Here is a 12,495-nt window from a genome sequence, read left to right on the forward strand (position 1 = left end):
CCCACGAAAAGCTCGCGGACCAGTCGGGTGTACCGCTTTGACGATCGTCCGGGAGTACCCGGGGATCCTTCGCCCATCAGTAGGCAGGCGGCAGCAGCCATCGACAACTCGACCTCGATACGGTACGTGCGGCTGGGCCATCCGGTCAAACCCGCAGGCACCGCTCCGCCATTTGTACACAGCCTGTGGACAACGACTTGAACCGCGCAGGCCGCCCTGACTACCGTGGCCGGACCGGCCTACCGGAACCCGGAGCCGAACCCCGTACTCTTCCCGCCCCGCATCAGGACCACACTTTCGCGGGAGTTCTCAGCACCACCCAGCGACCGAGAGAGCGTGCACTGTGGCCGACGTGACTGCCGATCTTGCCGCAGTGTGGCCTCGGGTGCTCCAGAAGCTGCTGGTGGAGAGCGAGGACCTCAAGCCCAAGGACGCGGAGTGGCTCAAGCGCACCCAGCCGCTGGCCCTGGTGGCCGGCACGGCGGTGCTCTCGGCGCCCAACGAGTTCGCCAAGAGCGTCCTTGAGGGACGGCTCATGCCGCTGATCACCGACGTGCTCAGCCGTGAGTTCGGTCACCCTGTCGGGATCGCGATCGCGGTGGCCTCCGGCGGCGACCAGGAGCAGGCTCCCGCGCAGGAGCGGTCGCAGCCGCAGCGCTTCGCCCAGCCCGCGCAGCCGGAGCGCGCCGAGCAGCCGCAGGACGACGGGCATCCCGGGCAGCAGGCGTTCCCGCACGGCTCGCCGTCCCCGCAGATCCCGCAGCCGCCGCAGGTCCCGCAGCAGGAGTCGTACGACACCGGCGACGCGCCGCGGATGCGGTCCGCGTACGGGGAACGGCAGGACCACCGCGACCCCCAGGATCACCGCGACTCCCAGGACCGGCCCGACTGGCAGCAGCCGCGGCTCGGGGGCTGGGGGGCGCCGCCGCCGTCACCCGGCTATCCCGACCGCGCGCCGTACGAGAGCCCGCGCGAGGGGTACGAGGGGTCGCACGGCGGCTACGACTTCCCCACCGTCCCGCACCAGGGGCAGCCCGGCGGCCGGCAGCCGTACGGGTCCCCGGCCGCGGGCTACCAGCCGCCCGCGGGCCCGCCGTCCCGGCCGGAGCCGCCGTCCTCACCGGGCGCGGGCGGGCCCGGCCCCGGTGCCGGTCCGATCGGCGCGGGCGCGCCCGGCGGCCCCGGGAACGGGTCGGCCTCCGGGAACGGCTCCGGCAGCGGTGGCGGCAGCGTGGAGCCGACCGCGCGGCTGAACCCGAAGTACCTCTTCGACACCTTCGTCATCGGTGCCTCCAACCGCTTCGCGCACGCCGCGGCCGTCGCGGTCGCGGAGGCGCCGGCCAAGGCGTACAACCCGCTGTTCATCTACGGCGAGTCCGGGCTCGGCAAGACCCACCTGCTGCACGCCATCGGGCACTACGCCCGCAGCCTCTACCCGGGCACCCGGGTGCGGTACGTGAGCTCGGAGGAGTTCACCAACGAGTTCATCAACTCCATCCGGGACGGCAAGGCGGACGCGTTCCGCAAGCGGTACCGGGACATGGACATCCTGCTGGTCGACGACATCCAGTTCCTGGCGCAGAAGGAGTCGACGCAGGAGGAGTTCTTCCACACCTTCAACACGCTGCACAACGCCAACAAGCAGATCGTTCTGTCCTCGGACCGGCCGCCCAAGCAGCTCATCACCCTGGAGGACCGGCTGCGCAACCGGTTCGAGTGGGGCCTGATCACGGACGTGCAGCCGCCCGAGCTGGAGACCCGTATCGCGATCCTGCGCAAGAAGGCGGTGCAGGAGCAGCTGAACGCGCCGCCCGAGGTGCTCGAGTTCATCGCCTCGCGCATCTCGCGGAACATCCGCGAGCTGGAGGGCGCGCTGATCAGGGTGACCGCCTTCGCCAGCCTCAACCGGCAGCCGGTGGACCTGCAGCTCACCGAGATCGTGCTGAAGGACCTGATTCCGGGCGGCGAGGACTCCGTGCCCGAGATCAGCGGCAGCGCCATCATGGCCGAGACCGCCGCGTACTTCGGGCTCAACGTGGACGACCTGTCCGGCTCCTCACGCAGCCGGGTGCTGGTCACGGCCCGGCAGATCGCCATGTACCTGTGCCGCGAGCTGACCGACCTGTCGCTGCCCAAGATCGGCGCGCTGTTCGGCGGCCGCGACCACACGACGGTGATGCACGCCGACCGCAAGATCCGCTCGCTGATGGCCGAGCGCCGGTCCATCTACAACCAGGTGACCGAGCTCACCAACCGCATCAAGAGCTGACGCCCGCGGGCTCTCCCGGCGTCCCGGCGTCCTCTCACACGGTCCCGGCGTCCTCTCACACGGTCCCGGCGTCCCGGCGCCCCCTCCTCGCGCTCTCCCGGCCTCCCCTCGCGCTCACGCGCTCACGCGCTCACGCGGCCGGCTTCTCCCGGCGGCGCGTTCTCCCCTGCTTGCCGCCCCTGCGGCCCCCCGAACCTACGTCCCGCCTGTTCGATTACCTGTCGCCGCGGCCCACTTCTCCACAGGATCGCGGCGATCGCCGTTTCCACACCCTGGGGACATCCGAGTTGTCCCCGTTTTCTCCACAGGCGGCCCTCGTCCCTGATCATCCGCCCTGCTCACCGGGGTGTGGATATGTGGGTAACCGGAATCCACAGACTGTGGACCATGCGGGTGCCCACAGAGGCCCCCGGCCGGTTGTCCACACGTCACCCACAGGATGGAGCCGGTTGTGCACAGGAGAGGCCGGGTTCTCCACACCTTTGTCCACTGTTCGGCAACGAAATGCCGTCTGTCCCACGGGAGAGTGAAAGGCATCACACCAAGGCGGTGGGTTGGCCTGGGGAGAACCTGGGTATTTCTGGGGACACACCTGGGGAGAACTCCGGGCTGCCTGTGAATCGCGTGTGGACAACTTTCGGCTGTCCACAGAGGCAGGTGGTTTTCCACCGCTCCCGTCCACAGGCAGTGTGGATAAAAAACGCGCTCTGACCTGCGCCGGAACCACTTATCCACGGTATCCACAACCCCTACTACTACTGCTACGAGTAGAGAGCCCGGAACTCGATTCGAAGTGGGGGCTGTGCACAACTCGGCCCGGAGCCGTCCCGGACCCTTGCCCCCGGCTTGACGCCAACCGCCACCGAGTGTCAGTCCTGTGCGTCAGACTGGTCCCCGACAGACAGCAACAAGCAGGAGGCGGTTCCGGTGAAGATCCGGGTGGAGCGCGACGTACTCGCCGAAGCGGTGGCCTGGGCGGCTCGCAGCCTCCCGGCACGTCCCCCGGTGCCCGTCCTGGCGGGCCTGCTGCTGCGGGCCGAGGAGGGCAGGCTCAGCCTGTCCGGCTTCGACTACGAGGTCTCGGCCCGGGTCGCGGTGGACGCGGAGGTGGACGAGGAGGGCACCGTGCTGGTCTCCGGCCGGCTGCTCGCCGACATCTCCCGGGCGCTGCCCAACCGCCCTGTCGAGATCTCCACGGACGGCGTGCGGGCCACCGTCGTCTGCGGCAGCTCGCGGTTCACCCTCCACACCCTGCCTGTGGAGGAGTACCCGGCGCTGCCCGCCATGCCCACCGCCTCCGGCACCGTCCCCGGCGAGGTCTTCGCCGCCGCGGCCGCCCAGGTGGCCATCGCGGCCGGCCGCGACGACACCCTGCCGGTGCTCACCGGTGTGCGGATCGAGATCGAGGGCGACACGGTGACCCTCGCCGCCACCGACCGCTACCGCTTCGCGGTCCGTGAGTTCCTGTGGAAGCCCGAGCAGTCCGACATCTCGGCCGTCGCCCTGGTGCCCGCCAAGACCCTGCTGGACACCGCCAAGTCGCTGACCAGCGGTGACACCGTCGCCATCGCGCTCGCCGGGTCCGGCGCGGGCGAGGGCCTGATCGGTTTCGAGGGCGCCGGGCGCCGGACGACCACCAGGCTGCTGGAGGGCGACCTGCCCAAGTACCGCACGCTCTTCCCCACCGAGTTCGCCTCGGTGGCGGTGATCGAGACCGCGCCCTTCGTCGAGGCGGTCAAGCGCGTCTCCCTGGTGGCCGAGCGCAACACTCCGGTGCGGCTGAGCTTCGAGCAGGGCGTGCTGACCCTGGAGGCCGGTTCCAGCGACGACGCACAGGCTGTGGAAAGGGTCGACGCCAAGCTGGACGGCGACGACATCTCGATCGCCTTCAACCCGACCTTCCTGCTCGACGGACTGAGCGCGATCGACTCCCCGGTCGCCCAGCTCTCCTTCACGACCTCGACCAAGCCGGCGCTGCTCAGCGGCCGCCCGGCGGTCGACGCCGAGGCCGACGATGCGTACAAGTACCTGATCATGCCGGTGCGCCTGTCCGGCTGAGCCCGTGCCGGACCGCGGCCGTGCCGGCCTGGCGGGCCGGCACGACGGGCCGGGATCCGGGCGGCCGGGTCGGGGCCGCCCGGGCGCGGCCGATCGGTGCCGCGAGCGGTCGGGCGGCGGCCTCGCCGAGTTCGACCGGGGCGTCCGGTCGAACGGCTCGCGACCGGCCGACGTAGGCTCGTTCTCAGGTCAAGGGAGCAGTTCGCGTCGAACGGTTCGGGCAGTCCGAGCGGTTCGCATATTCCGGATTATTCGGACGTTTCGGACGAAGGGTCAGTGATGGCACAGCTCGGTCTCATCGGTCTCGGCAAGATGGGCGGCAACATGCGTGAGCGCATCCGCCGCGCGGGCCACACCGTCATCGGGTACGACAGGAACCCGGACCTCGCCGATGTCCACAGCCTGAAGGAGCTTGTGGACTCGCTGCAGGCGCCGCGCGTGGTGTGGGTGATGGTCCCGGCCGGCGGCCCCACCCAGTCCACCATCGACGAGCTGGGCGAGCTGCTCTCGCCGGGCGACCTGGTCGTCGACGGCGGCAACTCGCGCTGGACGGACGACGAGAAGCACGCCGAGCAGCTGGGCGCCAAGGGCATCGGCTTCGTCGACTGCGGCGTCTCCGGCGGCGTGTGGGGCCTGGCCAACGGTTACGCCCTGATGTACGGCGGCACCGAGGACGATGTCGCCAAGGCGCAGCCGTTCTTCGACGCGCTCAAGCCCGAGGGCGAGTACGGCGCGGTGCACGCGGGCAAGGTCGGCGCGGGCCACTTCGCCAAGATGGTGCACAACGGCATCGAGTACGCGATGATGCAGGCCTACGCCGAGGGCTGGGAACTGCTGGAGGCCGTGGACTCGGTCACCGACGTCCGCGAGGTCTTCCGCTCGTGGAAGGCCGGCACCGTCATCCGCTCCTGGCTGCTGGACCTGGCCGTGGACGCGCTGGACAAGGACGAGCACCTCAACGAGCTCAGGGGCTTCGCCCAGGACTCCGGTGAGGGCCGGTGGACGGTCGAGGCCGCGATCGACAACGCGGTGCCGCTGCCGGCGATCACCGCCTCCCTGTTCGCCCGCTTCTCGTCCCGCCAGGACGACTCGCCGCAGATGAAGATGATCGCCGCGCTGCGCAACGAGTTCGGCGGCCACGCGGTGACCGCCGCCGAATAGCAGCAGCGAGTAACAGCAGGGAGGTCGGCGCGTCCGGCGCGCCAGCAACGCGATGCACGTCACGCACCTTTCGCTCGCCGACTTCCGCTCCTACGCCCGGGCCGAGGTCCCCCTCGACCCGGGCGTCACGGTTTTCGTGGGGCCCAACGGCCAGGGCAAGACCAACCTGGTCGAGGCGGTCGGCTACCTGGCCACGCTCGGCAGCCACCGGGTCGCCTCCGACGCCCCGCTGGTCCGGATCGGAGCCGAGCGGGCCGTGATCCGCGCCCAGGTCGCGCAGGGCGACCGGCGCCAACTGGTCGAGCTGGAGATCAACCCGGGCCGCGCCAACCGCGCCAGGATCAACCGCTCCTCCCCGGCCCGGCCGCGTGACGTGCTGGGCATCGTCCGCAGCGTGCTGTTCGCCCCCGAGGACCTGGCCCTGGTCAAGGGCGACCCGGGCGAGCGGCGGCGCTTCCTCGACGAGCTGATCACCGCCCGCGCGCCCCGGCTCGCGGGGGTCCGCGGCGACTACGACCGGGTGCTCAAGCAGCGCAACACGCTGCTCAAGACCGCCGCGCTGGCCCGCAGGCACGGCGGCAAGGGCCTGGGGGCACCTCCCGCGACGAAGTCTGCGGGGGATCTCTCCACCCTCGACATCTGGGACCAGCACCTGGCACGGGCCGGCGCCGAGCTGCTGGCACACCGCCTGGACCTGGTGGCGGCGCTGCAGCCGCTGACCGACAAGGCGTACGAGCAGCTCGCCCCGGGCGGCGGCCCGGTCGGCCTGGACTACCGCGGCTCGATGGGCGCGGGCATCCCGCCGGCCGAGGACTGGGGGAGCCTGGCGGGGGCCTCGGGCCGGGAGGACCTGTACGGGCGGCTGCTGGAGGCGCTGGGCGCGGCTCGGCGCCAGGAGATCGAGCGGGGTGTGACGCTGGTCGGCCCGCACCGCGACGACCTGGTGCTGAATCTGGGCCCGGCGCCCGCGAAGGGCTATGCCAGTCACGGCGAGTCGTGGTCGTACGCGCTCGCGCTGCGGCTGGCCTCGTACGAGCTGCTGTGCGCGGACGGCGGCGAGCCCGTGCTCGTACTCGACGACGTGTTCGCCGAGTTGGACGAGCGGCGGCGGGTGCGGCTGGCGGAGCTGGTGGCAGCGGGCGAGCAGGTGCTGGTCACCGCCGCGGTGGACGACGACGTGCCGGGCGTGCTGCGAGGAGCGCGATTCTCGGTGGAGAACGGGGCGGTGGAGCGGCTGTGAGTGACGAGAATCACGAAGTGGCGCGACAAAGCGGACAATTCGGTCAACAGTCGCCCCCTGCCGGACCCGCCGGCCCCCTCGGCCCCGCCGGATCCGTCGAATCCATCGGATCCGCCGGATCCGCCGGATCCCTCGGCCCCGCGGGCCCCGCCGCCTCCGGCGTGGACCTCGCCCGCGTCGCCCTGCGCGCCGCCAAGGAGCAGGCCCGCGCCCGCGGCGCCGCCGCCGTGCAGAAGAAGCAGGCCAGGCGCGGTGGTCTGCGCAGCGGCGCCCGGGCCGACGGCCGCGACCCGCTGCCGCTGGGCGCGGCCATCAACCGCCTGATCACCGAGCGCGGCTGGGAAGCCCCCGCCGCGGTCGGCGGCGTGATGGGCCGCTGGCCACAGCTCGTGGGCCCCGAGGTGGCGCTGCACTGCTCGCCGGACCGGTACGACGAGGAGGCACGGGTGCTCACCGTGACCTGCGACTCCACCGCCTGGGCCACGCAGTTGCGGCTGCTGGCCCCGACCCTGGTGGCCCGCCTCAACGCCGACCTCGGCCACGGCACCGTCACGGCGATCAAGGTGCTCGGCCCGGCGGCGCCCACCCGCTCGTACGGCAGGCTGCGCGCCCCCGGCAGCCGCGGCCCCGGCGATACGTACGGATGACCGCACCCGGCCCCTTACGAGCGATACGGGAGTTCGCCCGGGCCGCGCGCGCACCCGTGCCCGTACCGCCCCGGACCCCTGCCGCGGCCGCGTCCGCACAGGTCGGCGGGCCGGCCGGGGCATCCCTGCACAGCGTAGCCGGGGGTTGACAGCCGGAAGCCCTGAATGCCCGTGTGAGCCGTCCAGGACCCCGGGTCGCGTGTAGGGAGTCGCGCGACCGCGGTTTTGGGCGGCACATGGGAACTCAGGTACCGCCAAAGCCCCATTCATGTCGCCGCTACCGGTAGACTGGTAAGCAACACCGCCCTCCCCTGGCACCAGGCAGGGGTACCCCAGCGGAACATGTCGTACGACACGAGAACGACACCAGATCGACACGGCCGTTCCCGCTGACGCGGGACGTGGGCCGTGCTGTGCCAGAAAGGGCGCTTCGTGGCCGATTCCGGCAACCTCAACGAGAACTCCAACAAGTCCTACGACGCCAGCGCGATCACCGTGCTCGAGGGACTCGACGCGGTGCGCAAGCGTCCCGGCATGTACATCGGCTCGACCGGTGAGCGGGGCCTGCACCACCTCGTGTACGAGGTCGTCGACAACTCGGTCGACGAGGCACTGGCCGGTCACGCGGACACCATCGACGTCACGATCCTCGCCGACGGCGGCGTGCGCGTGGTGGACAACGGCCGCGGCATCCCGGTGGGCATCGTGCCCTCCGAGGGCAAGCCCGCCGTCGAGGTCGTCCTGACCGTGCTGCACGCCGGCGGCAAGTTCGGCGGCGGCGGTTACGCGGTCTCCGGCGGTCTGCACGGCGTCGGCGTCTCGGTGGTCAACGCGCTGTCGACGCGGGTGGCGGTCGAGGTGCGCACCGACGGCTTCCGCTGGACACAGGACTACAAGTTGGGCGTGCCCACCGCGCCGCTGGCCAAGAACGAGGCGAGCGCGACCACCGGCACCTCGGTCACCTTCTGGGCCGACCCGGACATCTTCGAGACCACGGACTACAGCTTCGAGACGCTCTCGCGCCGGTTCCAGGAGATGGCCTTCCTCAACAAGGGCCTGCGCATCTCGCTGACCGACGAGCGCCCGGACCACGTGGACGAGGAGGGCAAGGCGCTCACCGCCACGTACCACTACGAGGGCGGCATCGTCGACTTCGTGAAGTACCTCAACTCGCGCAAGGGCGAGCTGGTCCACCCCACCGTCATCGACATCGAGGCGGAGGACAAGGAGCGGCTGCTGTCGGTCGAGGTCGCGATGCAGTGGAACAACCAGTACAGCGAGGGTGTCTACAGCTTCGCCAACACGATCCACACCCACGAGGGCGGCACCCACGAGGAGGGCTTCCGCGCGGCCCTGACCGGCCTGGTCAACCGCTACGCGCGGGAGAAGAAGCTGCTCCGGGAGAAGGACGACAACCTCACCGGCGAGGACATCCGCGAGGGCCTGACCGCGATCATCTCGGTCAAGCTGGGCGAGCCGCAGTTCGAGGGCCAGACCAAGACCAAGCTGGGCAACACCGAGGCCAAGACCTTCGTGCAGAAGGTCGTCCACGAGCACCTCAGCGACTGGCTGGACCGCAACCCGAACGAGGCGTCGGACATCATCCGCAAGTCGATCCAGGCGGCCACCGCCCGGGTCGCCGCCCGCAAGGCCCGGGATCTGACCCGCCGCAAGGGGCTGCTGGAGTCCGCGTCGCTGCCCGGCAAGCTCAGCGACTGCCAGTCCAACGACCCGACGAAGTGCGAGATCTTCATCGTCGAGGGCGACTCGGCCGGCGGCTCGGCCAAGTCCGGCCGCAACCCGCAGTACCAGGCGATCCTCCCGATCCGCGGCAAGATCCTCAACGTGGAGAAGGCCCGGCTCGACAAGATCCTGCAGAACCAGGAGATCCAGGCGCTGATCTCCGCCTTCGGCACCGGCGTGCACGAGGACTTCGACATCGCCAAGCTGCGCTACCACAAGATCATCCTCATGGCGGACGCCGACGTGGACGGCCAGCACATCAACACCCTGCTGCTGACCTTCCTGTTCCGCTTCATGCGGCCACTGGTCGAGGCCGGGCACGTGTACCTGTCCCGCCCGCCGCTGTACAAGATCAAGTGGGGCCGGGACGACTTCGAGTACGCCTACTCGGACGCGGAGCGCGACGCGCTGATCGAGCTGGGCCGGAACAACGGCAAGCGGGTCCGCGAGGACTCCATCCAGCGCTTCAAGGGCCTCGGCGAGATGAACGCCGAGGAGCTGCGGGTCACCACCATGGACCAGGACCACCGGGTGCTCGGGCAGGTCACGCTCGACGACGCCGCCCTGGCCGACGACCTGTTCTCGGTGCTGATGGGCGAGGACGTCGAGGCCCGGCGCTCCTTCATCCAGCGCAACGCCAAGGATGTCCGCTTCCTCGACATCTGAGTCGGCCCGCACCAGCCCGCATCGAAAGGATTCTGACCAGCAATGGCCGACGAAACCCCCACCGGCGTGCCCGCGCCCGACGACCCCGGCAGCGAGTCGCGGATCGTGGAGGGCACGACCACCGAAACGGACATCGCCCTGCGCGTCGAGGCCGTCGGCCTCGAAACCGAGATGCAGCGCAGCTATCTCGACTACGCGATGTCCGTCATCGTCTCGCGCGCCCTGCCGGACGTCCGCGACGGCCTCAAGCCGGTGCACCGGCGCGTGCTGTACGCGATGTACGACGGCGGCTACCGCCCCGAGCGCGGCTTCTACAAGTGCGCCCGCGTGGTCGGCGACGTCATGGGTACGTACCACCCGCACGGCGACTCCTCCATCTACGACGCCCTGGTCCGGCTGGCCCAGCCGTGGTCGATGCGCATGCCGCTGGTCGACAGCAACGGCAACTTCGGCTCCCCGGGCAACGACCCGGCGGCCGCCATGCGGTACACCGAGTGCAAGATGGCGCCGCTGTCGATGGAGATGGTCCGGGACATCGACGAGGAGACCGTCGACTTCCAGGACAACTACGACGGCCGCAACCAGGAGCCGACGGTCCTGCCCTCGCGCTTCCCCAACCTGCTGATCAACGGCTCGGCGGGCATCGCGGTCGGCATGGCCACCAACATCCCGCCGCACAACCTGCGGGAGGTGGCCGAGGGCGCGCAGTGGGCCCTGGCCAACCCCGACGCCTCCCCCGAGGAGCTGCTGGACGCGCTGATCGAGCGCATCAAGGGCCCCGACTTCCCGACCGGCGCGCTGGTGGTGGGCCGCAAGGGCATCGAGGACGCGTACCGCACCGGCCGCGGCTCGATCACCATGCGCGCGGTGGTGGAGGTCGAGGAGATCCAGGGCCGGCAGTGCCTGGTCGTGACCGAACTCCCGTACCAGGTCAACCCGGACAACCTGGCTCAGAAGATCGCCGACCTGGTCAAGGACGGGCGGGTCGCCGGGATCGCCGACGTGCGCGACGAGACCTCCTCGCGCACCGGCCAGCGGCTGGTGATCGTCCTCAAGCGCGACGCGGTCGCCAAGGTGGTGCTGAACAACCTCTACAAGCACACCGACCTGCAGACCAACTTCGGCGCCAACATGCTGGCGCTGGTGGACGGCGTCCCGCGCACCCTGTCGCTCGACCAGTTCATCAAGCTGTGGGTCACCCACCAGATCGAGGTCATCGTCCGGCGCACCAGGTTCCGGCTGCGCAAGGCCGAGGAGCGGGCGCACATCCTGCGCGGCCTGCTCAAGGCGCTGGACGCGATCGACGAGGTCATCGCCCTGATCCGCGGCAGCGACACGGTCGACACCGCCCGCACCGGCCTGATGGACCTGCTGGACATCGACGAGATCCAGGCCAACGCGATTCTGGAGATGCAGCTGCGGCGGCTGGCCGCCCTGGAGCGGCAGAAGATCGTCCAGGAGCACGACGAACTCCAGGCGAAGATCAACGAGTACAACCGCATCCTGGCCTCGCCCGAGCGGCAGCGGCAGATCATCAGCGAGGAACTGCAGGCCATCGTCGAGAAGTTCGGCGACGACCGGCGCTCCAAGCTGGTGCCCTTCGACGGCGACATGTCCATCGAGGACCTGATCGCCGAGGAGGACATCGTCGTCACCATCACCCGCGGCGGCTACGTCAAGCGCACCAAGACCGAGGACTACCGGTCGCAGAAGCGCGGCGGCAAGGGCGTACGCGGCACCAAGCTGAAGCAGGACGACATCGTCGACCACTTCTTCGTGACGACCACCCACCAGTGGCTGCTGTTCTTCACCAACAAGGGCCGCGTCTACCGCGCCAAGGCGTACGAACTCCCCGACGCCGGCCGGGACGCGCGCGGCCAGCACGTCGCCAACCTGCTGGCCTTCCAGCCCGACGAGCGGATCGCGCAGATCCTGGCGATCAAGGACTACGAGGCGGCGCCCTACCTGGTGCTCGCCACCAAGTCCGGCCTGGTGAAGAAGACCCCGCTGAAGGACTACGACTCGCCGCGCTCGGGCGGCGTGATCGCCATCAACCTGCGCGAGGCGGACGTGGAGGGCGGTTTCGACGAGCTGATCGGCGCCGAGCTGGTCTCCGCCGAGGACGACCTGCTGCTGGTCAGCCGCAAGGCGCAGTGCATCCGCTTCACCGCCACCGACGAGGCGCTGCGGCCGATGGGCCGGGCCACCTCGGGCGTGAAGGGGATGAGTTTCCGCGAAGGTGACGAACTGCTGTCCATGAACGTGGTGCGGCCGGGTACGTTCGTCTTCACCGCCACCGATGGCGGCTACGCCAAGCGGACCCGCGTCGACGAGTACCGGGTCCAGGGGCGCGGCGGGCTCGGCATCAAGGCGGCGAAGATCGTGGAGGACCGTGGCTCGCTGGTCGGGGCCCTGGTGGTCGAGGACAGCGACGAGATCCTCGCCATCACCCTGAGCGGCGGCGTGATCCGTACCCGGGTCAACGGTGTCCGGGAAACCGGGCGTGACACCATGGGCGTCCAGCTCATCAACCTCGCCAAGCGCGACGCCGTCGTCGGTATCGCACGCAACGCCGAGGCGGAGGAGGAAGCGGAGTCGGCCACGGGGGTTGTGGTCGAACCGGAAGCGGCCACTACGGTGGCCGACGCCGCACAGCATGACACTGCGGCCGCGGGCGAGGCGCCCGGGGCCGGCGAACCGGAGGAGTAAGC

Annotated in this window: 7 protein-coding genes; all 7 read left to right on the top strand. The window is 70.3% G+C overall.

The window, feature by feature from the left end; all coding sequences use genetic code 11:
• Nucleotides 1-343 precede the first annotated feature (343 nt).
• Nucleotides 344-2,269 (top strand): chromosomal replication initiator protein DnaA, encoded by a 1,926-nt coding sequence (dnaA, locus tag K7G61_RS03155; protein ID WP_308190581.1) that lies wholly within the window; start codon nucleotides 344-346, stop codon nucleotides 2,267-2,269.
• A gap of 927 nt (nucleotides 2,270-3,196) precedes the next feature.
• The gene (gene dnaN / locus K7G61_RS03160) at nucleotides 3,197-4,327 is read left to right on the top strand and encodes a DNA polymerase III subunit beta (RefSeq protein ID WP_225845015.1); all 1,131 of its coding nucleotides are present in this window, start codon (nucleotides 3,197-3,199) and stop codon (nucleotides 4,325-4,327) included.
• Between the two features lie 279 nt (nucleotides 4,328-4,606).
• Nucleotides 4,607-5,488, top strand: a complete 882-nt coding sequence (gene gnd / locus K7G61_RS03165) for a phosphogluconate dehydrogenase (NAD(+)-dependent, decarboxylating) (protein ID WP_225845016.1) — start codon at nucleotides 4,607-4,609, stop codon at nucleotides 5,486-5,488.
• Nucleotides 5,489-5,540: 52 nt separating this feature from the next.
• The gene (recF, locus tag K7G61_RS03170; RefSeq protein WP_225845017.1) at nucleotides 5,541-6,728 is read left to right on the top strand and encodes a DNA replication/repair protein RecF; all 1,188 of its coding nucleotides are present in this window, start codon (nucleotides 5,541-5,543) and stop codon (nucleotides 6,726-6,728) included.
• Between the two features lie 104 nt (nucleotides 6,729-6,832).
• Nucleotides 6,833-7,375 (top strand): DUF721 domain-containing protein, encoded by a 543-nt coding sequence (locus K7G61_RS03175; RefSeq protein ID WP_225845182.1) that lies wholly within the window; start codon nucleotides 6,833-6,835, stop codon nucleotides 7,373-7,375.
• A gap of 408 nt (nucleotides 7,376-7,783) precedes the next feature.
• Nucleotides 7,784-9,784 (top strand): DNA topoisomerase (ATP-hydrolyzing) subunit B, encoded by a 2,001-nt coding sequence (gyrB, locus tag K7G61_RS03180; protein WP_308190582.1) that lies wholly within the window; start codon nucleotides 7,784-7,786, stop codon nucleotides 9,782-9,784.
• Nucleotides 9,785-9,826: 42 nt separating this feature from the next.
• A complete protein-coding gene (gene gyrA, locus K7G61_RS03185; RefSeq protein WP_225845018.1) occupies nucleotides 9,827-12,493 on the top strand; it encodes a DNA gyrase subunit A in 2,667 nt (888 codons plus the stop codon).
• The last annotated feature ends 2 nt before the right edge of the window (nucleotides 12,494-12,495 follow it).

The sequence above is a fragment of the Streptomyces sp. HPF1205 genome, assembly GCF_020400825.1.
Classification (GTDB): domain Bacteria; phylum Actinomycetota; class Actinomycetes; order Streptomycetales; family Streptomycetaceae; genus Actinacidiphila.

Coding starts and splice junctions, on each gene's coding strand:
- gnd (WP_225845016.1), top strand. CDS start 4,607: ATGGCACAGCTCGGTCTCATCGGTCTCGGCAAGATGGGCGGCAACATG.
- recF (WP_225845017.1), top strand. CDS start 5,541: ATGCACGTCACGCACCTTTCGCTCGCCGACTTCCGCTCCTACGCCCGG.
- gyrA (WP_225845018.1), top strand. CDS start 9,827: ATGGCCGACGAAACCCCCACCGGCGTGCCCGCGCCCGACGACCCCGGC.